The organism is Polaromonas hydrogenivorans (assembly GCF_040105105.1).
GTDB lineage: Bacteria > Pseudomonadota > Gammaproteobacteria > Burkholderiales > Burkholderiaceae_C > Polaromonas > Polaromonas hydrogenivorans.
The window spans coordinates 36115-57472 of the sequence record NZ_CP157678.1 but is presented as its reverse complement, the minus strand read 5'-3'; the positions used below and the strand labels follow the sequence as shown (position 1 = coordinate 57472).

Genomic DNA, 21358 nt, shown 5'->3' with positions numbered 1-21358 from the left:
CGCGGCGCCGCCCCCGAGGGCGAGCCGATCAGCGGCTTGTGCGATGCCATGCGTCCGCTCATCGCGCGCCGGCGCGCGCCTCGTCCAGGTGCGGAGCCGGGTCGCCTTCGTAGAGCGCCAGCAGCTCGGCGAGCCGCGCTGGATCGGCGAGCGGACTGCCCAGCCCGCGCGCGGTCGCCAGCGCCAGCAGTTCGAAATACGCGGAGCCCGTCGCGCGCGCGAGGACGATGGCGCGCCGCAGCACCGCCTCGGCGGTCTGCTGGTCGCCATCGCGGGCCAGCATCTCGGCGCGCTGGCGCAGCAGCGCCGGCAGCACGAGATGGCCGCCGATACGCTCCGCCAGGGCGATGCCCGCATCGACGGATGCGCGCGCCTCCTCGACCAGTCCCACCGCGAGGCACGCCGAGACGTGGTGCGTGTGGTAGCCGCACAGGCCGAAGCACATCCCGGTTTCCTCCGCGCTGCGGGCCGCCTTGCGCATGAGCAGCAACCCCTCGTCGCCCTGCCCGCGCGCGACGAGCGCGCGCCCATGCAGCCAGCCGAAATCGCTCTGCGCCGTCGGTAATGCATGCTCCTGAATGACGGCGTACAGCCGCTGTGTGAGTTCAAACACGTTATCGAACTCGCGCGCGAGCGAATGCAGGATCGCGCCCGTCAACAATGCCGTGACTTCGCTAAGCGCATGGCGGCTGGCTGCCGCGAGTTCCGCCGCGCGGCGCACCAGCTCGCGGGCGCGCCGCGGCTCGCCGCCGACCCAGAGAACCAGGGCCAGCGCGCACATGGCCTCGACCCCCGGGTCCTGCACGAACCGCGCGGGCGGCAAGTCCATGCCTTCATTGGCGTGGATGTCTAGGGCCGCTTCGAGTTGCACGCGGGCCGGCGCCAGCTCACCGGCCATCATGTGCACGAGGCCCATGGCGTTGTGCGCGGCCAGGCGCAAGCCGGCATCTCCGTGCTCGGCCAGCGCAAGCATCTGGACCGCGAGCGAGCGCGCCGGGCCCATCTCCCCACGCGCGTAATGCACCCACCATGCGCCCTGCAGCGCGCGCGGCCAGGCGGGCGCGCCCTCGGCGCGCAGCGCCAGCGCGCGATTGAAGGCCGCGGCCACCTGCGGATCGGCCACGACATGAAGGCGCGTCAGCGCCACGCCGTCGAGCACGCGCAGTTCGAGCTCCTGCGGTTTTGCGAGTTGCCCGGCTCCGAGTTCGAGGGCGCGGCGTGCGGCTGCGATTGCTTCGTGCGCCGCCCCGCGTTCGAGCGCGCGCGCCGAAACAATCGCGAGCTGCTCGGCAGCGGCCATTGCAAGCCCGCCGCGTTCGTAGTGCAAAGCGAGCTCCGCTGCGATCTCGCCCGCAGCGCCCGCGTAGGCCGAGGCGAGTGCGGCCGCCCATTGCCTGTGCCACTGCAGCCGCTGCGCGGGCGCAAGCCGCTCGTAGAGCACCTGCCGGTACATCGCGTGGCCGAACGCGTAGCGCGACGCGATGCGGCCGTCGGCCAGCGGCTTTGCGCCCGTGGCGCTCAGCCAACTCACGCGGCGCGACGCATCGCCAAGCATCTCGTGGAGCGAATCGACCGGCAGGCCCATCACTTCGGCGAGCGGGACATGCAGGAACTCCACGCCGCTCACGCTCGCGGCGCCGAGCACGCGCCGGTGTTCGGCGGGCAAGCGGGCGATCTGCGTTTCGATCAGGGCGATCACGCTGTGCGGCACCGTCAGCGCCGCCGCGTCGGGGAAGCGCCAGCCGCCTCCTTCTCGCCGCAGCGCTCCCGTGTTGACCAGTTCATCGACGACGTTCACAACGAACAAGGGCAGGCCCGAGGTGTGCGCATGCAGCGCGCGCACGAACGCCTCCGGCACGCCGCCGCCCAGGCGCGCACCGAGGTAGGCGCCGATATCCGCTTCCGACAACGACTCGAGGTCGAGTTCGACGCACAGGCGCCGGGTGCGCAACTGCAGCCTGAGGCCCGCAAGCGGATGGTCTTCGAGCACCAGCTCGGTCGGGCGCAAGGTGCCTAGCACCATGAAGGCCGCCGGCCCGCGCCGGTGCGCCAGATAGCCGAGCAGTTGCACCGTCGCGTGATCGCTCCAGTGCAGGTCTTCCAGCACGAGCAGCACCGGCCAATCCCTCGGCATGCGGTCAACCAGCTCGCCGAACTCGCGCAGCATGCGATCCTGCGTCGCGCCGGCCGCTTCGCGCTGCAGGTTGCGGCGGTCCTCGTCGTTCACGAACCAGGGCAGCTGAAGCAGCCAGGTCGGCGCAACCTCGCGCATCGCGCGCACCACCACGTCACCGCCATCGGTGCGGCACAGGATGTTCAGCGCTTCGAACACCGGCATGTAGGGCTCGCCACTGCCATAGTGCTCGATGCACTGGCCGAACGCGACGCGGGCGCCGGATTCGGCGACGAACCGTTCGATCAGCGTGCTCTTGCCGACACCGGCATCGCCCAGTACGAACACAAGTTGCCGCTGGCCGCGCTGCGCGGCGCCCCAGGCAGTGTGCAGTTGCGCGAGCGGGCGGTCGCGGCCGACGACCTCCCCTTGTTCCTGCAAGGAAGCTTTCGGGGCGGGCGGCGCTTCGATGGCCGTGGTGCGAACGGCGACGGGCTCGCCGAGCGGCGCGATGAAGCGGTAGCCGCGCCGCGGCGCCGTCTCGATGAACCGCGATTCGCGCGCGTCGTCGCCCAGCGACTGCCGCAGCTGGCTGACAATGTTCTTGAGCGCCGACTCGTTGATGTGACGGTGGCCCCACACCGCATCGAGCAGCGCGTCCTTGGTCACCAACTGCCCGGGGCGGCGCGCGAGTTCGCACAGCACCTGGAAGGCGCGTGGCGGGATCTCGACGGCCTGGCCGTCACGTTCCAGCAGAGCCTCGGCCTCGTCCAGCCGGAACGGCCCGAAACGCGTGTGGATCGGCTCCATCGCGGAGCTCATCACCGCCCTTGCCGGGCGGGATCGATACCGAACCGGGACCGAAACGGGACCGTCGCAGGACGACTTCCGTGCGTGCCGCGCCGAAACTGCGGGTCATGATATTCAAGTCTCATCCTGTCGCCTTCACTCAAGGCACCCATTTTGCCAGTAGCGGGAATGCGCTGCTCTTGAAGCAGTTGTTGGCTTGCGCCGCGCCCGATTTCGAGTTCCCCGATTTCGACGAGAACAGCATGGTCGGCGTCAGCGATGCGCGCTGGTGCGAGCGGCCCGTCGCCTTCGTCGTCTCCACCCTGCTCGCACCATGAACCTGAATCCCCATCCCGTCTACCCCTCCGCCGGCCGCTACGTCCTGCGGTTGCACCGCGACGCCGCGCCGCAGGCCGGCCATCTTGCCGGGCGGATCGAACACGTCACCAGTGGCGAGAGCACCGACTTCGCCACCGGCGCGCAATTGCTCGAGTGGCTCGCGGCACACGCCGCGCAGTCGCGTGAAGGCGCAGCCACCGATTCCCCTCCTCATCAATATCCCAAGGAAACTCCATGAAGAAGATGATCTTCAAGGCGAGCCTCGCGGGCTCGATAGCGCTCGTCGTCGCCGGTTGCGCGACGACGAACTCGCAGTCGTCCGTCGAGATCCCGTCGCATTTCGCGGCCGCGCCATCCACCGAGGAGGCGACCGAAATCGCCTGGTGGGACAGCTTCGGCGACCCGGTGCTGTCGCGCCTGGTGCGCCGCGCCGCCTACGAGAACCGCGATGTGAAGATGGCCCTGGAGCGCGTGCGCGCCGCGCGCGCCGGTGAGACCGTCAGCCGCTCGGCGCTGCTGCCCACCGTGGGCGTGTCCGCGCTGGGCCAGTACAGCGACACGGGCCGCGGCCCAGCCTTCAAGGCGCAAAGCCCGGACGTGCGCCGCGAAGGCCTGGGGCTCGACGTGTCGTGGGAAATCGACATCACCGGGCGTCTGCGTGCGGGCGCGGCGGCCGCCAAGGCCGAAGCGCAAGCCTCGGCGGACGGCGCTCGCGGCGTGCGCTTGCTGGTCGTGAGCGATGTCGCGACGAACTACTTCACGCTGGTGGGCGCGCAGGGCCAGCTCGACACGGTGCGCGCCATCGCTGCCGCGCAGAACGCAACGCTGCGTCTGGTGCAGGCACGCCAGCGCGCGGGCCTGGCGACACCGTTCGACGTGGAGCGCGCGCAGACCGCCGCGCTGCAGGCGGACGCGGCGATCCCCCCGCTGCAAACGCTGGCGGCGGTGTCGCGCCATCGCATCGCCGTGCTGATCGGCGACCAGGCCGGGAACGCCGCGAGCATCGTGCCCTGGAACGGCGACGTCGTCGTCCCGCCCGCGCGCGCCGGTCAGCCCGCGGCGCTGCTCGAACGGCGGCCCGACCTGCTGGCGCTCAAGGCGCAGCTGGAAGCTTCCAACTTCCGGCGCCAGCAAGCCGCCGCCGAATGGTTCCCGCGCCTGTTCCTGGGCGCGATGTTCGGCCGCGACTCGCTGGAGCTGAACCAGGTCGGCATCGGGCACGCGCGCTTCACGAACGCCTCTGCGCTGCTGACGATGCCGATCTTCAACGCCGGCCGCACGAAAGCGATCAACGAGATCGCCGAAGCCAACCAGCACGAAGCGCTCGCGCGCTATGAAGACGGCATCGTGCGCGCGCTCGAAGACGTCGAGAACTCGCTCGTGGCACTGCAGGACGAACGCCAGCGCGCCGACTCGCTGCGCCTGGCCGCCACGTCGGCCGACTCGGCGCTCGGCCGCGCGCAATCGCTGTACGACCGCGGCCAGATCGACCTGTTGCCGCTGCTCGATGCGCAGCGCACGCGCCTGGCGGTTCGCCTGGGTGCGAACGCCAGCCAGACGCAACTCCAGCTCGCCAGCGTGCGCCTGTTCAAGGCACTCGGCGGCGGCTGGCAGAACTTCGAACCCCATTCTTGAAACCCATTGATTGCCGACGAGGAGTAAACCCTTTGAAACCCATCCACACCACGGCCTTGCTGGCCATCCCCCTGGCGGCCATGCTCGCGGCCTGCGGTGCGAAGGCGCCGCCCGCCGAGCCGTTGCGGCCCGTCCGCACCGTCGAACTGCGCTATGACGGCGTGCGCGAAACGAACCGCTACGCAGGCGTCGTGCGTTCGCGCCACGAGGTTGACGAAGCGTTCCGCGTCGGCGGCAAGATCGCCCAGCGCAAGGTCGATGTCGGCCAGGTCGTGCACGAAGGCGACGTGCTGGCGACCGTTGACGATTCCGACTACAAGCTCGCGGCCGATGCCGCGCAGCAGGCCGCCGAGGCTGCGGCATCGCTGGCGCGCCAGGCCGATTCGGATCGCAAGCGCCTGGAGGCGCTGAGGGCCGATGGCTCGGTCAGCGCGTCAGACGACGAGAAGGCACGGACCGCCGCGCACACCACGGCCGCCAACGCGCAAGCGGCAGCCAAGCAGCTCGACCTTGCGCGCAACCGCCTGAAATACACGGTGCTGCGCGCGTCGCGCAGCGGCGTGGTGACGGCGGTGAAGTTTGAAGCCGGCCAGGTCGTCGCCGAAGGTCAGCCGGTCGCCTCCATCGCGGCTGATGGCGATCCCGAGATCGTGGTCGACGTGCCCGAAGACCAGGTCGCGACCTTCAAGAAGGCCCAGTACAAGGCGATGCTCGCAAGCGCGCCGGACGAAACCTTCGACGTGGTACTGCGTGAGCTGTCACCGCAGGCCGCGGCGCAGACGCGTACCTATCAGGCGCGCCTGAAGCCCGCGCAGGGGCGCAAGCTGCCGCTCGGCGCGACGGCCACGCTGGTCGCGGAACGCGCCGCCGCGCAGGCCCAGGTCGCCGCGATCCCAGCCGTGGCGCTCACCCAAAGTGGCGGGAAGCCTGCGGTGTGGGTGGTTCGCCACAAGAGTGGCGAGGGTACGGCGACGGTTGAACTCGCGCCAGTCACAGTCAGCGGCTATCGCAATGACGACGTGCTCGTCTCGGGCTTGCCGGCGGGCGCGGTGGTCGTGACCGCAGGCGTGCACAAGATGGCGCCTGGCCTGCACGTCGCGCTTCCGGCCGCGGCAGCGTCGGCCGCCAATGACAAGGTGGCCGCGAAATGAAGTCATTCAACCTCACCGAATGGGCGCTCGGGCATCGCGCCGTGGTGCTGTTCCTGATCATCGTGGTCTCGATCGCGGGCGTCTTCAGCTTCTCGAAGCTCGGCCAGCTCGAGGATCCCAAGTTCTCCGTGCCGTCGATGACGGCGACGGTGATCTGGCCCGGCGCGAGCGCACAGCAAATCCAGGATGAGCTCCTGAACCGCATCGAGAAGAAGTTCGAGCAGCTCGACCACTTCGACAAGGTCGTCACCTTTGCGCGCCAGGGCTACGGTGGCATGACGATCACCGTGAAGGGCGGCACCTCGCACAAGGACCAGCAGGAAGCCTGGTACCAGGCGCGCAAGAAGTTCTCCGACCTCAAGCTCGAACTGCCCGACGGCGTGGTCGGCCCGATCTTCAACGACGAGTTCGGCGACGTCTACTCCCTGCTCTATGCCATCAAGGGTGACGGCATCGGGCACGCGGAGCTGTCGGACATCTCCGAGGACATCAAGCGCCGCCTGCTCAAGGCGCCCTACGTGAAAAAGATCGACCTTCTGGGCAAGCAGGACCAGAAGGTGTACGTGGAGTTCTCGCACCAGCGCCTGGCCGCGCTCGGCATCACGCCGCTCGCGATCGCCGAGAGCCTGAAGAGCCAGAACGCCATGATGCCCGGCGGCTCCATCGACACGAAGGACGACCGCGTGTTCGTGCGCGTGAGCGGCCAGTTCACGAATCTGGACGACATCCGCAACGTGCCGATCGCCGCGGGCGGCCGGACCATCAAGCTCGGCGACATCGCGACGGTCAAGCGAGGCTTCCAGGATCCACCGGTCTACACCGTCCGCCACAACGGCCAGGACGTGCTGATGGTCGGCATCGTCATGACCGACGACGGCAACGTCGTCGAGCTCGGCAAGGCCGTGGAAGACGCGGTCGCGAAGGTGCAATCCGAACTCCCGCACGGCGTGGAGCTGGAGCGCGTCGCCGACCAGCCCACCACCGTGAAGGATTCCGTGTGGGAATTCGAGCGCTCGCTGATGGAAGCGCTCGTGATCGTGATGGCGGTGAGCCTGCTGAGCCTGGGCTTCCGCACCGGCCTCATTGTCGCCATCTCGGTGCCGCTGGTGCTCGGCGTGGTCGCGATGGTGATGCTCGCGATGGGCTGGAACCTGGAGCGCATATCGCTCGGCTCGCTCATCATCGCGCTCGGTCTGCTGGTGGACGACGCGATCATCGCGATCGAGATGATGGTGGTGAAGATGGAAGGGGGCTGGGACCGCGCGAAGGCGGCTGCCTTCTCCTATTCCGCTACCGCCATGCCCCGCCTTTCGGGCGCCCTCATCACGGTCGCGGGCTTCATGCCCATCGGCTTCGCGCACTCCACCACCGCCGAATACGCGGGCGGCATCTTCTGGATCGTGGGCATCGCCGTGGTGTTCTCGTGGCTCTGCTCGGGCATGATCGTGCCCTACCTCGCGGTGAAAATGCTGCCGAAGGACCTCGGCAAGAACCACCACGGCGACCCGTACGCCACGCCCTTCTACCGCAAGCTGCGCGGCTGGATCGACTTCGCGCTGGAGAAGCGCTGGCTGATCATCGCCGTGACGGGGGGCGCCCTGGTGCTCGCGCTGGTCGGCATGAAGTTCGTCCCGCAGCAGTTCTTCCCGAACAGCGAGCGCCCCGAACTGATCCTCGACCTGCGCTTGAAGGAAGGCTCGTCTTTCCAGGCCGCGACCGAACAGGTCAAGCGCATGGAAGCGGTGCTGAAGAAGGACGAGGACGTGAAGTTCTTCACCGCCTACACAGGCGCCGGCGCGCCGCGCTTCTACCTTGCGCTGTCGCCCGAGCTGCCCAACCCCGGGTATGCGCAGTTCATCGTGATGACCAAGGACATGGAAGCGCGCGAGCGCGTGCGTTCCCGGCTGATCGCCTCGGTCGACAAGGACTTCCCGCAGGCCCGGGTGCGCGTCACGCGCCTGGAGATGGGCCCTGCGGTGGGCTACCCGGTGCAGTTCCGCGTGGTCGGTCCCGACACGCAGAAGGTGCGCGAGATCGCCCGCGAGGTCGAACACGTCATGGCATCGAGCCCGAAGGTGCGTGACGTTCAGCTCGACTGGAATGACCCAGTGCGCACGATGAAGGTGGAGCTCGACCAGGACAAGGCGCGCATGCTGGGCCTCACGCCCGCCGACGTGAATGTCGTGACGCAAACCGTGATGAACGGCGCGACGCTGTCGCAGCTGCGCGAGCACGAGAACCTCGTTGACATCGTGGCGCGCGCCGTGCCGAAGGAGCGCCTGGACATCGACACGATCAAGGACGTGAATATCTACACGCGCGCCGGCACCGTGGTGCCGCTCGCGGAAGTCGCGAAGGTGAAGTACGAGCTCGAAGAGCCGGTGCTGTGGCGCCGCAACCGCGACATGGCCATTACCGTGCGTGCCGACGTCAAGGACGGCGAGCAGGCCGTGTCCGTCACCAAGGAAATCGACCCGCTGCTCAAGGAGATCCGTGGCGCATTGCCCACCGGCTACCGCGTGGACGTGGGCGGCGCCGTCGAAGAAAGCGACACAGCGAACAAGGCCCTCGCTGCCGTGGCTCCGGTGATGGTGCTCACCATCTTGCTGATCCTGATGCTGCAGCTGCAGGACTTCTCGAAGATGGCGATGGTGTTCCTCACGGCGCCGCTGGGCCTGATCGGCGTGGTCGCAGCCCTGCTGGTGTTCCGCGCGCCGCTCGGCTTCGTGGCGATCCTGGGCATCATCGCGCTCGGCGGCATGATCATGCGCAACTCGGTGATCCTGATCGACCAGGTGCGCACCGAGATGGAGGAAGGCCGCGACGCCTGGAATGCCATCGTCGATGCCGCGCTGCACCGGACGCGCCCCGTGGTACTGACCGCGGCCGCGACCGTGCTGGCGATGCTCCCGCTCACGCGCAGCGTGTTCTGGGGCCCGATGGCACTCGCGATCATGGGCGGCCTGACCATCGCCACGGTGCTGACGATCTTCTTCGTGCCCGCGCTGTACGCGGCCTGGTTCAAGGTCCAGCGTGCCCGCGACCCGAGCGAAGGCGCAGGCGCGTTGCAACCTGACGTCGCGGCCTGAGCCGACCCACGAGGATGACGATGATCGCCCACATCGCCCACATCGCACGCGCAGCACTCGCCGGCCTTGTGCTGCTGCTCATGGCAGCGTGCTCGACGACGAAGCCGTGGATGAATGCGCCCGTGCCGGCCGATGCGCCGGTGCAGGAACAACCGGCCGTCGCGCCCGAGCCGCGCCCGATCATCGCCGCCGTGACGCTGTCCGGCGGCGGTGCCCGGGCCGCGGCCTTCGGCCTCGGTGTACTGCAGGAACTCAACGCCACGCGCTTCGAGCTGGGCGGACGCGAGACGACGCTCCTCGATGAAGTGGGCCTCGTCAGCGGTGTGTCGGGCGGCAGCATCCTCGCGAGCTATTACGCGGCGTTCGGCAACGAGACCTTCGCGCGGTTCGAGCGGGACTTCCTGCTGGTGAATTTCCAGAGCGGCCTGATCCGCCAGGCCACGTCGCCCGTCACCCTGTACGACATGACTTCGCCGTGGTACGGGCGCAGCAACGTGCTGCAGAAGCGGCTGGAACAGGTGTATCGCGGCACGACATACGGCGACCTGCGCCGCCAGCGGCCCTGGCCGCATCTGCTGGTGACGGCAACCGACCTCACCACGGGTGCGCCTTTCGAATTCACGCCCGAGCAGTTCGCGCTGATCTGTTCGGACCTCGATTCCGTTCCGCTTTCGGTTGCCGTGGCCGCATCGTCATCGGTCCCCCTGCTCCTGAGCCCGATCACGGTGCGGAACTACGGCGGCAGCTGCGCCAGCGCGGCACGCACGCACGGCGAACCGAACGCGCCCCGCAACCTCTCCGCCCGCTTCCTGCGCATGATCGCGCAGAGCTATGGCAATGCGCAGCAGCGGCCCTATATCCACCTCGTGGACGGCGGCCTTGCGGACAATCTCGGCGTGCGCGGCCTGGTCAACCACACGATTGCGAGCGGCTCGCTGCACGAGAACTTCCGCGAGCTGCCGCCGGGCTCGGTGCATCGCATCGTGCTCATCGTGGTGAACTCCGAGCGCGACATGGCCGATCGCATCGATCAGAGCGACCGCGTGCCGGGCACCTTGCAGATCCTTGATTCGCTGATCTTCGGCGCCGGGTCGCGCTGGACCGAAGAGACGACCGCGATCGTGAAGGACGCGGCCAGCCGCGCAGCGGAGGAAATCCGGCAGGCACGCGGCCGCAAAGACAGCCCCTTCGCCTCCGACGCGGAGATTTTCGTCATCAATGTGCGCCTGCGCGACCTCGCGGACAAGGAGCGCCGCCAGACGCTGCTGCACCTGCCCACGGCATTCGAGATCCTGCCCGCCCATTCACGTCAATTGCAGGAGGCCGGCCGGGAGGTGCTGCGCGCCTCGCCCGAGTACCAGCGGCTGCGCCGCAGCCTGGGCCTGGAGACGACGTCCGTCGCCGCCGCCGATGCCGATGCCGAGGGTGCCCAGGAGGCCCAACCATGATGTCCGCACAGTCGCTCGCGATGTACTGGCGCGGCGACTTTCTTGCCGCCAATGCATTCATCGCGCTGAACCTGGTCGGCGCACTGCTGCTGGGCATGGCGGTGGGTTACGAGCGTTCTTTCAACGGCCGCGCTGCGGGCATGCGCACTTACGGGCTCGTGTGCATGGCCTCGACGGCGCTGACGATCTTCGTCGGGTTCGCGCCGCTGTGGTACGGCGGCGCCACGCACGACAGCGCGATCCCGGACGCGACGCGCGTCGTGCAGGGCGTCGTCACCGGCGCCGGCTTCCTGTGCGCGGGCGTCATTTCCAAGGAGGGCCTGAACATCAGCGGCCTCACGACGGCGGCGTCGATCTGGGCCGCCTCGGCCATCGGTGTCCTGCTGGGCGTCGGCTTCTACGGCTCGGCGCTCCTGCTCGCCGCGCTGTGCATGGTCTCGATGACGCTCGTGCACGAAGTGGAGAAGAGCTTGCCCGGCCGCGCGAGCTTCGACGTGACGCTCACATTCGAGCGCAACTCGGCCCCGCAACTCGAAAAACTCACGCAGACGGCGCAAACGCACGGCTACCGCATCGCGCCGGCCTCACTGAGTTTCAGCTTCACCGACAACCACCCGGTCTGGCGCTTTTGCGTCGTCGCGCTGGACCGTTCTCGGGCGACATCGCCTGCGCTGCTGGCGCACGACCTCGCCCGGTCCGATGACGTCACCTGTTTCAACATCGTTCCGATGCGCAACTGACCGATTCCATGAAATCTCTCGCCATTTCCTCGATCGCGGCCCTCGCTTTCGCCGCATCTTCCTCTTTCGCCGCCGGCGCGCCGGCGTGGCAACCTTGCGGCATGGTCGTACAAGGCGGGTTATGGACGCACGTCGATTCGGCCGCGGTCGACTTGGCGTGGGACTGGCGCTGGCGCCGTGACTATTCAATCGGCACGCTGACCGGATACACCAAGATGGATATTGGCCGTTGGCGCACGCGCGGCCGAATCGACGACAAGGGCTTATACCAATCCCATGTCATGGGATAACCGCAGCCGAAGGCAGCACTGCCCAGTTGCGGGAGCACAAAGAGCGGATGGCGCCAGGGATTTGCGCGAAGGCATTCCAGGCGTCGCAGCAGGCGTCCACAATCTGCTCGTAGCCGTCGTAGCAGCGGTTGGCCAGGTGCCGGTCGCGCAATTGCTGCCACACCTGCTCGGCCGGGTTGAGTTCGGGTGAGCCTGCGGGCAGCGGCAACAAGGAAATGTTCGGGAACTGCGGCAGTCTGGGCGTGGTATGCCATCCCGCCCGGTCCAGCACCAGCACGGCGTGGCGTCCCGCAGGCACCGCCTCGCTCAGGGCCTGCAGGTGATGGGCCATCGCCTCGGTATTGGCGTGTGGCATGACCAGACCGACGGCACTATCCTGCTGTGGACAGACGGCACCAAACACGTATGCCGATTCGGACTGCTGCTGGCGCACCACCCGGGGGCGCGTTCCCTTGCGTGCCCACAGGCGCGTTTGCGTGCCGCGCTGGCCGATGCGCATTTCATCCTGGAACCAGATGTCCACCTGCTCAGGCGCAATGCCTGGCGGCAGCGTTTGCAGGACTTTGGGGGCGAAGTTTTTTTTTGAATTCGGCTTGTGCCACCGGATCGGCGTAGGGACTGACGGCGCGGGCCGAAATCCATACCATGCCCAAACGCTTCATCAGGTCATACACACCGTTCAAGCTGTAGGCAACGTCAAACTGTCGGGCCAGCAACTGGCGTATGTCTTCACCCCGCACCCGACCGCCGCCGCGTTCGCGCTGCAGTTGTTCAACCGCCTGGCGAAACGCTTCTTCCTGTGCTTTGGCAAGGCGCTGCGTACTCCAGTCGTGCGGCATGCCAGCCAGACGGGCCACGCCGCCAGCGAGGAACCACTGCACCCAGCGCATGACCGCGTGGCGGCTCACGCGCAGTGCATCGCCCACTTCGCTGCAGCTTTTGCCCTCTTTGAGGTGCGCCAGCGCTATCAAGCGCAGTCGCCGGCGTCCATCCGATTCTTTGCGGGCCAGCCGGTCGAAATCATAGGACTGCAGCTGATCAATGATGTGCTGAGATAACATTTTCATAACCTCCTGCGAGAGCCAAGACTGCTCAGACTCCGATCCCTGGCTTTGGTTCTTTCTCTGTCGGGATTGGTATTACGCAATTCGGCATTACGCCGGTGCTGCGCCTGTACCGGGCCGGCATCGGTCCCGGATGGTTCGCCCAAGCAGACATCGGCGCGAACTGGATCTCGCCGAAGTACCGCAACGACACGCGCGTGTTTTCCAGGATGTATAACTTCGGCGACCGCATCGGCATCGGCCACCGAAAGAAAAGAGTCTGCCGCCGAGCTTTTCAAGCGTGTCAACAGGCGAACATTTAACGGGTGGTGCGCAACGCAGCGACCGACTTGTCGTGCCCTTGCAGGCTTGACCAGGGTTCAGGGCAAGGCAGCTGCCGACTAGTTGGGCAAACCCATCGCTGGCAATTCCCGCAACTTTTTGCCTATAGACGATGGGGACTGAACGCTTGCTACCACCCATTTGGGGGATAGCCACGCTGGAGGATACCCTGCATTGGCCAATCGAGATCTACCCCGATGCTTTTGAGCCATTGCGTCTTGGGCAGTACCACCCGGGTCAGCAGCAGGGCAACCGTTGCCGCATTGGGGCGTTCCATGGTCACATAAATTGCCACCACACAGCGCGTGGCGACATCGATCGCCACCGACAACCACGGTCGACCGATGGGTTTGCGAAGCCTTTCATCGACCACAAATACATCGGCCTGTGTGTGGTCGATCTGAACCCACTCCAAAGGAATGTTGCTGACCAAATGGCCCGGTGGAATCAACGCGCTTGGGTCGTTGGCAAGCTGCATCGCTTGAACTTCCTTGTGCAGCGCCCATCGACGGGCAACCGTATGTCGGGACGGTGGCGCCAAGCCTTCTTTACGGCACACGCGGCGTATTTCCATCGTCAAGTCATTCAGCGCAGCGCCAAGCTCTCTCTGACGCGGCAACCATTTCGTGAATGTCGCAGCGATCACGGCTTCAACTTCGGGACCCAGTCTATGGCTGCCAGCAGCAGGACCGGCTGCTCTGGGAGCCACAGAGCTTGCCACCGGATCGGCAAGAAAGCGTTTGCGCAGTCGGTACACCGTTGTCCAGTGAACCCCCAGCAATTGGGCCGCCCTTTCAGCCTGTGCTTTGGACATGGCCTGCGTACCCAAAGCACGCAAGATTCGGGCGATTGAGAGATCACGATCAGAGGGTTGTCGCTCTGGCTTCATGCTTCACCAAAAGCAGGAAACAACCTGCATTAGCCGTATTAACGAGCATTACACCCACATTAGCAAGAACTGTGAGCGCAAGTACCTATTCTCTGTTGCCCTATGGCAACGCGCTGGAAAACGCCCGGATTTATGGATTCTCTTTTAATTTCAAGCAGTTAATCGCATTTCTCATTAGCAACATCTCTGCACTTCATTCGCAGGATTAACGCCCCACAACACTTGCTCTGGCCAAGCCTTCTCGCTTTCAAAGGCGAATAGTTACGAGGCGTGTTGACTCGTAATTAATCAAATGAACTTTTTCAAAGTGGCGTTTTGCAGGACGCGTTTGTAGTTTTCACAAAACAAGGGTGCGGCTGGATTCTGGACTGATCAGCTCACGAGGAAGAGGTGCAAGACTTCTTAAAACTCCGTTGCAATTTACTGCAAAAGACGCATCATTTGCGTCACCATTTTCGGCTACGAGGCATGAAGCTGCGCGGTTCCCAGCAGGCCAGTCTGGTTGTGTCGCATGGCCACTGATGAACGTAATTTTGGCGGGAACGAGTGCCACTGGGCAAGTTTGCCTTGGTAGCGCTTGCTCATCAGGCACCTCCAAGGAAACTGACGTATCTGGGTAATCTATTTGGTGCCAATTCAATTGAAAATTCAAAAGTGACACATTGAAAGTGAACCGACACAGGTGGTGTTCCACAATTTATCATTCAACTCATATGAGATATAATAAAGTCTCACTTGAGAGAACCAAAATGGCAATCAGTACGCACACAGTAAAAGCAAGCGCACGGCGTGAAGGGAAGATAGCGCCTATTGATTCAGCTCCCCTGCTTTACTCCATCTGGTCAAGCCTCGCTCAGGACAGCCAGCAGGGGTACGTGGACCTGTATGAAATGCCGCTCATTGAGCGTGCCGGCTTGGTAAAAAGTGGTGTTCCCTCCCTCATGGTCGGCGTCATTTCAGCAGAAATGGACATCACAAAAGAGCGGTTCGTGCGGATGATGGGCCTGCCGCGCGCCACGGTTGCACGCAAAATTGCCAATAAATCTGACTTGTCCGTCGACGAAAGCGAACGTCTTGTGGGCATCGCCAAGCTCATTGGCCAGGTAGAAACCATCGTCAAACAATCCGGCAACCCGCAAGGCTTTCGCGCAGGCAGGTGGTTTTCCGAATGGATCAGCGAGCCTGCAGCCGCGTTGGGCGGCCGCAGGCCGGAAGACCTTTTGGATACCGCCGATGGCCGGGAGGCTATTGCCAAGCTTCTGGCCCAGATGCAGTCGGGTGCCTACGCTTGAGCGGCACGGCACTTTGGCGCATCGCCACGGACAGTCCGTTTTACGTTGCCGATGACCTGAGCGGCAAGGGCGCAGAAATCACCGGTGGCCGCTGGAACGCGGCGGGCACACCGATGCTGTACACCGCGCCATCCATTGCCATGGCGTGCCTGGAAACGCTGGTGCATCTCGATGGCACTAAACGGCTCCCGCTCAACCGGTACCTGGTAAAAATAGACGTTCCTGAGGACGTTTGGAGCCACGCCACAAAATTGTCAGCGGCAGCGCATGTTGGCTGGGACGCGGTACCGGCTGGCAAGGTGAGCATCGACTGGGGAACAGCCTGGTGTTCGAGCATGGCGAGCGCGTTGGCCCTGGTGCCTTCAGTCGTGGTCCCCGAAGAGTTCTGCGTCCTGGTCAACCCGCGTCACAGCGATGCGGCTAGGCTCAAGGCCATCAAACTGCGCAAGTGGCTGTATGACCCGAGGGCCTTGGGTCATTCCATTTGATCCGTCAGCACCAGAGCCGGTGTGTCTCGATTCATCGGGGTTAGCCTGACGCATCGAGATGCTGGACGCAGGCTGGCCCAGCGCCAAACCGTTTGAGTCGTCCAGATTTCTGGGTGAATGAGAGGCCAGCCCCGTTGACGTTCATCCCTGCAATGCGAGCAGTTGACAGCGAGAGTGAACAGGACCAGAATTATTCTCAAGTAGCCTCGCGGCCAGTCGACTTGATCCTGCAGGCCGCAGGCTTCGTTAACTCAACCGCACCGCCAGGTCCGGTTTCAGGCCAATAAACCATAGAAAAATCCCGCCAGCAAGCTCAACAGTAACCCTGTACCCTAAGATAACTCGGCATGCCATATGGCTATGGAATAGTCAACTTATGGGAACATGGCGGTGAAGCCGCCAATCACTGACGCGCACTTTTTGATAGATGCTCGTTACTCGTTAAGCCGCATCAATCTGGGCGTCGGGCGAAGCTTGCTGAAAGGCGGGCAGCTCCAGGCAAGCCTGGCCAATACGGCAAAGGGTCGGGTAGGCATCCAATGAAACACCGAACCGCTCGGCGTTGTAGATCTGCGGCACCAGGCAGCAATCGGCCAGCGTCGGCGTCTCGCCATGGCAGTACCGGCCGGTGGCCGCGCTTTGGCTGAGCATGGACTCGAGCGCCGCAAAGCCCAGCGCCACCCAGTGGGCGTACCACTCGCTTTTGGCCTTCTGATCTGCGCCCAGCGTCGTCTCCAGGCGCTGCAGCACGCGCAGGTTGTTCAGCGGGTGAATCTCGCAGGCAATCGTCTGGGCAATGGCGCGCACCCGCGCCCGCCCGGGCGCATCCTCAGGCAGCAAGGCCGGCGCGGGATGCCTTTCCTCGAGGTATTCGATGATGGGCAGCGACTGCGTGAGCGTGACCTCGCCATCGACCAGCACCGGCACCAGCTCGGCCGGGTTGAGCGTGGCAAACGCGGCCGAATGCTGCTCGCCGCCACCACGCACCAGATGCACGGGCACCGCCTCGTAAGCCAGGCTTTTCAGCGCCAAGGCAATGCGCACGCGGTACGAAGCCGAGCTGCGAAAGTAGGTATAAAGCACCAGCATGGCAATCGGTCCTTTGCACTAAACCTGCCGGGCGGGCAGCACAGTGCCTACACACTCGCCAAAGCCGATGCGCGCGGCGCCCGCCTTTTCGCACCAGCCGCGCAGCACCACCGCGTCGCCGTCTTCGAGGTAGCCGCGTGTCTGGCCATTGGGCAGCGTGAGCAGCTGCTTGCCGCCCACGGTCAGCTCGATCAGCGCGCCGGCCTCATCCAGCGTCGGGCCCGACAGCGTGCCCGTGCCCAGCAGGTCGCCCGGTTGCAGGTTGCAGCCGTTGACCGTGTGGTGTGCCACCATCTGGGCCACTGTCCAGTACGCGTGCCGGTAGCTGGTGCGGCTCAAGCGCGCAGCGTCCTCGCCCGCATCGCGCATCGCCTGGGTCTGCAGCAGCACCTCAAGCTGCACGTCCATGGCGCCTTGCGCCCAATTGGCAGGCGCATCCAGGTAAGGCAGCGGCTGCGGATCACCTTCGGGCCTCGTGAACGGCACCCGGTAGGGCGCCAGGGCCTCGAGCGTCACGATCCACGGCGAGATGGTGGTGGCGAAGTTCTTGGACAGGAACGGTCCCAGCGGCTGGTACTCCCAAGCCTGGATGTCCCGGGCCGACCAGTCGTTGAGCAGGCACAGCCCGAACACGCTGGCCTCGGCGTCGGTGATGGCGATGCGCTCACCCAGCGCATTGCCGCTGCCCATGAACACGCCCAGCTCGAGCTCATAGTCCAGCCGCTTGCAGGGGCCAAACGTTGGCTCGGTCGCGCCCGGCGGCAGGGTCTGCCCGACCGGCCGGGGAAAGGTCTGACCCGACACCTTGATGCTCGACGCGCGGCCGTGGTAGCCGATCGGAATCCACTTGAAATTGGGCAGCAGCGGGTTGTCGGGGCGGAACTGCCGGCCGATGTTGGTGGCGTGATGGACCGAGGTATAAAAGTCGGTGTAGTCGCCGATGCGCGCGGGCACCGCGAACTCGGCATCTGACTGCGGCACCAGGCAGGCGGCCAGCCGGGCTTGCTCGGCCGCGCCTTCGCGCAGCGCACGCGACAGCGCCAGGCGCAATGCCGACCAGGACGGCTGGCCCAGCGCCATCAAGGTGTTGAGGGTTTCACCGCTGGCCGCTTGCAGCGCGCCGGCCGCCTCGCCCGTGAAGGCGCCGCTGGCAGCAGCTAGCGCCAGGTCGAGGATCTGCTCGCCGATGGCCACGCCGCCGCGAAATGCCTCGCCGCTGCCCTGGCGGCGAAAGACGGCAAAGGGCAGGTTCTGGAGCGGGAAGTCGTTGGTGGCCTGGTTGGCCGATTCGACCCAGCTGCGCAGCGCCGGGTCATGGGTTTCGTTCAAGTGGGTCATGGGGTTTCCTGGTGGATGCGTTCTAAGGAGTTCAAGGACGGGTGGGGTCAAAGTGCTTTTGCAGTCCCTGCCAGCAGCGGTAGTATTCGGGCTGCAGCTGGGCGCTTTCCAGCGCATAGCGAGTAGGCTGGATCACCGCCGGCGTCTCGAACATGAAAGCCATGGTGCCGGTGACGTAGTCGGGCTTGGAGGTGTCGGCGCTGCTGGCCTTGGCAAAGGTTTCCGCGTCTGGCCCATGGCCGCTCATGCAGTTGTGCAGCGAAGCGCCGCCGGGCACAAAGCCTTCGGCCTTGGCATCGTAGGCGCCGTGGATCAGGCCCATGAATTCGCTGGCGAAGTTGCGGTGAAACCAGGGCGGGCGAAAGGTGTTCTGCATCGTCAGCACGCGCGGCGGGAAGATCACGAAGTCGATGGCGTCCACGCCCGGGGTGTCGGTGGGCGACTGCAGCACCAGGAAGATCGACGGGTCCGGGTGGTCGTAGCTGATCGAGCCGATGGCATTGAAACGGCGCAGGTCGTACTTGTAGGGCGCGTAGTTGCCGTGCCAGGCGACCACATCCAGCGGCGAGTGGCCAATGCCGGCCTTCCACAGGTGGCCGTTGAACTTGGCAAGCAGTTCGAACTCGCCTTCCCTGTCTTCGTAGGCAGCGACCGGGGTGCGAAAGTCGCGCGGGTTCGCCAGGCCGTTGGAGCCAATCACGCCCAGGTCGGGCAGTTTGAGCAGCGCGCCGTAGTTCTCGCAGACATAGCCGCGTGCCTGGCCATCGGGCAATATCACCTGAAAGCGCACGCCGCGCGGAATCACGGCGATTTCCTGCGGCTCGACGTCGAGCACGCCCAGCTCGGTCGCCAGGCGCAGGCGGCCCTCCTGGGGCACGAGCAGCATTTCACCGTCGGCGTTGTAGAAAAAGCGCGTGTCCATCGAGCGGTTGGCCGCATACAGGTGAATGCCGCAGCTGGCGTTGCCGGCCATCGTGACCATGCCGTCGACGAAGTCGGTGGGCTCGGCAGCGCCCGGCATGGGCAGCGGGTCCCAGCGCAGCTGGTTGGGCGGCGTCGGCACCTCGTCAAAGCGGCTGAGCCAGCGGCCCTCCCCGATGCGCTCGAACGGCAGGTGCATCGCTGCCGGGCGAATGCGGTACAGCCAGGAGCGCCGGTTGGCATGGCGCGGCGCGGTGAACGCCGTGCCCGAGAGCTGCTCGGCATACAGCCCGTAGGGCGCCTGCTGGGGCGAGTTGCGCCCTTCGGGCAGCGCGCCGGGCAGTGCCTCGGTGGCGAACTCGTTGGCAAAGCCGCTCTGGTAATGCAAGGTGTCGGTGCTCATGGCTCAATCCTCCAGGGGGTCAGTGGCTGGCTGCAGAGGTCATGTCCTCGGCGGCGGCGTCAATCAGTTGCTGCGCAACCTCGGCATCGGCAAGGCGGTCAATCGCCAGCATGGCAAAGCGCGCCAGGAACAATTGGGCGTTGTTTTCGCCCAGCTGCGTCATTGTTTTGCAAAGCCGGGTATAGACGGCATCGAGTTCACTGTCGGTCATGGTTTCTCCTGATAGAGGTTCACGGTTTGCACGGATTAACACGGCTTTACGCAAGTGCGTGATGGATCGCCGCTGCGACCTCGGCGGCAACGGCATGACGCCAGCGCGCCAGCACATGGCCATCGGGCCGCACAAGATACAGCGTGCCAGGGGCCGCGCCGTACATCGCAAACAGCCGGCCCGTAGGGTCCCAGCCGTGCAGCGCCGACCCCTCAGCGCCCAGGCGACGCGTGATGGCGAGCACCTTGAAGGGCAGCCCACGGGCTTGCATCGTTTGCTCCAGCGCCTGCAGCTCAGCGGGTACTGGGCCGTCCTCGCTGAAGTACAAGGCCGTAAAGCGGGCCGCCACCAAATCGGTGATGTGCCCTTCGCGCGGCGCACCGTCGCCAGCAAGGGTCAAGGGGCACTCCGGCAGCACCGATCCGGGGGCTGGCCCGGCCGTGAATTCGGCTGAACGCTCCAGCGCCGCATTGAGGGGCGACTTGCTGTAGCTGATGGCCGAGGACTGGCGCGGATTGATCAAGGGGCGCACACCGGCGTGCTTGACCGCCAGGCTGAGCACGGCCTGGCGCATCAGGTCAAAGGCAAAAGAAGGCGGCGCCATGAATTCGGTGCTCTTGGTGCCGTAGCTCAAGTTTTCGTGCGCGGCCGCCACGCGCTCGTCCGAGTAGCTCTCGAGCAGGCGTTCTGAAGCCAGGCCTTTGATGACGAAGGCGAGCTTCCAGGCCAGGTTGTCGGCGTCATCGATGCCGGAGTTGGCACCGCGCACGCCAAAGATCGGCACCAGGTGGGCCGCGTCACCGGCAAACAGCACCCGGCCTTGTCTGTAGCGCTCGAGCGTCAGCGCATTGGCCTTGTAGATCGTGATCCAGATCGGCGACCAGGCGCCCTGCTCGCCCATCATTTCCAGCAGGCTCTCGACGCGGGGCATCACGTTTTCGGGCTTGATGGCTTCGACCGGATCCTCGCCGTCGCGCAACTGGTAGTCGATGCGCCAGACATTGTCGGGCTGCTTGTGCACCAGCACGGTCGAGTCCGGGTTGCACGGCGGGTTGAAATAGGCCAGGCGCTCGGTGGGCCGGTCGCTGTCGAGCAGGATATCGACGATCACATAGCGGCCTTCATAACTTGTGCCCTTGAGCGGCAAACCAAGCGACTCGCGCAGGAAGCTGCGCCCACCATCGGCGGCGACCACCCAGTCGGTGTCGAGCTGGTAGCTGCCCTCGGGGGTGGACAGCGTCAGGCGGGCGCCGTCTTCGCGGGCATCGATCGCGGTGACCTGGGTTTGCCAGCGGATCTCAATCAACTCGGGCAACTGCTGCACCCGCTCCAGCAGGATCTGTTCAATGTGGTACTGCGCCAGGTTGAGCATGGGCGGCAGCTTCTGGTTCTCGTCCTGAGGCATCTTGAAGTGCAGCACTTCGGTGCCCTGGTAAAAGCTGCGTCCGCCGGTCCATGGCAGGCCGATGTCCAGGAAACCCTCGACCGCGCCCAGGCGCTCGGCGATCTCCAGGCTGCGGCGCGAGATGCAGATTGCCCGGCTGCCGGCACACACCGAGTCATCAGCCTCGATCAGCACGACCGGCACGCCATGGCTGGCCAGGCCCAGCGCGGTGGTGTAACCGACCGGCCCACCGCCCACCACGACCACCGGATGCCGGCGGCCCTCTAAACCGTCCTTCAACAGTGGCAGCGCCGCCGGGTAGCGCTGGGCCGTGAACGGGTAGGGTACGAATTCATGCGACATG

The 21358-nt window shown here is 65.5% G+C and carries 20 protein-coding genes; 11 read left to right on the top strand and 9 right to left on the bottom strand.

The genetic code is table 11. From position 1 onward, the window contains the following. Nucleotides 1-58: 58 nt before the first annotated feature. Nucleotides 59-2923: an ATP-binding protein gene (locus tag ABLV49_RS24100; protein WP_349283012.1), complete on the bottom strand. Its 2865-nt coding sequence runs from the start codon at nucleotides 2921-2923 to the stop codon at nucleotides 59-61. 107 nt (nucleotides 2924-3030) lie between these two features. Here ABLV49_RS24100 and ABLV49_RS24095 point away from each other — a divergent pair, with 107 nt between their 5' ends. The 8 genes from ABLV49_RS24095 to ABLV49_RS24060 all read left to right on the top strand — a co-directional run bounded on the left by ABLV49_RS24095 (nucleotide 3031) and on the right by ABLV49_RS24060 (nucleotide 11594). Continuing rightward, nucleotides 3031-3240: a hypothetical protein gene (locus tag ABLV49_RS24095; protein WP_349283010.1), complete on the top strand. Its 210-nt coding sequence runs from the start codon at nucleotides 3031-3033 to the stop codon at nucleotides 3238-3240. Next, nucleotides 3237-3479: a hypothetical protein gene (locus ABLV49_RS24090; RefSeq protein WP_349283008.1), complete on the top strand. Its 243-nt coding sequence runs from the start codon at nucleotides 3237-3239 to the stop codon at nucleotides 3477-3479. Before ABLV49_RS24095 ends, ABLV49_RS24090 begins: the two co-directional genes overlap by 4 nt. Further along, nucleotides 3476-4876, top strand: coding sequence for a TolC family protein (locus ABLV49_RS24085; RefSeq protein WP_349283007.1), 1401 nt, complete (start codon nucleotides 3476-3478; stop codon nucleotides 4874-4876). The genes ABLV49_RS24090 and ABLV49_RS24085 overlap by 4 nt, the downstream gene beginning before the upstream one ends. 80 nt (nucleotides 4877-4956) lie before the next feature. Next, entirely contained in the window at nucleotides 4957-6027 is a 1071-nt protein-coding gene (locus ABLV49_RS24080; protein ID WP_349283069.1) for an efflux RND transporter periplasmic adaptor subunit, read from the top strand. Further along, nucleotides 6024-9116 (top strand): efflux RND transporter permease subunit, encoded by a 3093-nt coding sequence (locus ABLV49_RS24075; RefSeq protein WP_349283005.1) that lies wholly within the window; start codon nucleotides 6024-6026, stop codon nucleotides 9114-9116. The genes ABLV49_RS24080 and ABLV49_RS24075 overlap by 4 nt, the downstream gene beginning before the upstream one ends. A gap of 20 nt (nucleotides 9117-9136) precedes the next feature. Beyond that, entirely contained in the window at nucleotides 9137-10564 is a 1428-nt protein-coding gene (locus tag ABLV49_RS24070; RefSeq protein WP_349283003.1) for a patatin-like phospholipase family protein, read from the top strand. Continuing rightward, nucleotides 10561-11304 (top strand): MgtC/SapB family protein, encoded by a 744-nt coding sequence (locus ABLV49_RS24065; protein ID WP_349283001.1) that lies wholly within the window; start codon nucleotides 10561-10563, stop codon nucleotides 11302-11304. Before ABLV49_RS24070 ends, ABLV49_RS24065 begins: the two co-directional genes overlap by 4 nt. A gap of 8 nt (nucleotides 11305-11312) precedes the next feature. After that, nucleotides 11313-11594 (top strand): hypothetical protein, encoded by a 282-nt coding sequence (locus ABLV49_RS24060; protein WP_349282999.1) that lies wholly within the window; start codon nucleotides 11313-11315, stop codon nucleotides 11592-11594. Here the strand turns inward: ABLV49_RS24060 and ABLV49_RS24055 are convergent. Both ABLV49_RS24055 and ABLV49_RS24050 read right to left on the bottom strand, forming a co-directional pair. After that, complete coding sequence (locus tag ABLV49_RS24055) at nucleotides 11584-12132, bottom strand: IS630 family transposase (RefSeq protein ID WP_349283067.1); 549 nt, start codon at nucleotides 12130-12132, stop codon at nucleotides 11584-11586. The genes ABLV49_RS24060 and ABLV49_RS24055 overlap by 11 nt on opposite strands. After that, entirely contained in the window at nucleotides 12122-12655 is a 534-nt protein-coding gene (locus tag ABLV49_RS24050; protein WP_349282883.1) for a helix-turn-helix domain-containing protein, read from the bottom strand. The genes ABLV49_RS24055 and ABLV49_RS24050 overlap by 11 nt, the downstream gene beginning before the upstream one ends. A 101-nt stretch (nucleotides 12656-12756) precedes the next feature. Between ABLV49_RS24050 and ABLV49_RS24045 the strand changes: the two genes are divergently transcribed. Beyond that, on the top strand, nucleotides 12757-12960 hold the full coding sequence (locus tag ABLV49_RS24045; protein WP_349282997.1) for a hypothetical protein: 204 nt from the start codon (nucleotides 12757-12759) through the stop codon (nucleotides 12958-12960). Between the two features lie 149 nt (nucleotides 12961-13109). Here ABLV49_RS24045 and ABLV49_RS24040 read toward each other — a convergent pair whose 3' ends face one another. Further along, entirely contained in the window at nucleotides 13110-13793 is a 684-nt protein-coding gene (locus tag ABLV49_RS24040) for a hypothetical protein (protein WP_349282995.1), read from the bottom strand. Nucleotides 13794-14617: 824 nt separating this feature from the next. Here ABLV49_RS24040 and ABLV49_RS24035 point away from each other — a divergent pair. Together ABLV49_RS24035 and ABLV49_RS24030 are read left to right on the top strand one after the other, a co-directional pair. Beyond that, nucleotides 14618-15160: an antitoxin Xre-like helix-turn-helix domain-containing protein gene (locus ABLV49_RS24035; protein ID WP_349282993.1), complete on the top strand. Its 543-nt coding sequence runs from the start codon at nucleotides 14618-14620 to the stop codon at nucleotides 15158-15160. Continuing rightward, nucleotides 15157-15648 (top strand): RES family NAD+ phosphorylase, encoded by a 492-nt coding sequence (locus tag ABLV49_RS24030; protein WP_349282991.1) that lies wholly within the window; start codon nucleotides 15157-15159, stop codon nucleotides 15646-15648. The genes ABLV49_RS24035 and ABLV49_RS24030 overlap by 4 nt, the downstream gene beginning before the upstream one ends. A 441-nt stretch (nucleotides 15649-16089) precedes the next feature. On the opposite strand, the gene maiA is transcribed toward ABLV49_RS24030, so the two are convergent. From maiA to ABLV49_RS24005, 5 genes are read right to left on the bottom strand one after another with little or no spacing between them, the layout of a single operon-like run. Then, nucleotides 16090-16734: a maleylacetoacetate isomerase gene (gene maiA, locus ABLV49_RS24025; RefSeq protein WP_349283066.1), complete on the bottom strand. Its 645-nt coding sequence runs from the start codon at nucleotides 16732-16734 to the stop codon at nucleotides 16090-16092. A 21-nt stretch (nucleotides 16735-16755) separates the two neighbouring features. Then, complete coding sequence (gene fahA, locus ABLV49_RS24020) at nucleotides 16756-18075, bottom strand: fumarylacetoacetase (protein ID WP_349282989.1); 1320 nt, start codon at nucleotides 18073-18075, stop codon at nucleotides 16756-16758. 31 nt (nucleotides 18076-18106) lie between these two features. Then, a complete protein-coding gene (gene hmgA / locus ABLV49_RS24015) occupies nucleotides 18107-19399 on the bottom strand; it encodes a homogentisate 1,2-dioxygenase (protein ID WP_349282987.1) in 1293 nt (430 codons plus the stop codon). Between the two features lie 19 nt (nucleotides 19400-19418). Continuing rightward, the gene (locus ABLV49_RS24010) at nucleotides 19419-19610 is read right to left on the bottom strand and encodes a hypothetical protein (protein ID WP_349282986.1); all 192 of its coding nucleotides are present in this window, start codon (nucleotides 19608-19610) and stop codon (nucleotides 19419-19421) included. Nucleotides 19611-19656: 46 nt separating this feature from the next. Next, nucleotides 19657-21357 carry an FAD-dependent oxidoreductase gene (locus ABLV49_RS24005; protein ID WP_349282984.1) on the bottom strand — a complete coding sequence of 567 codons (1701 nt, stop codon included), beginning with the start codon at nucleotides 21355-21357 and terminating at the stop codon, nucleotides 19657-19659. Nucleotide 21358 lies beyond the last annotated feature (1 nt).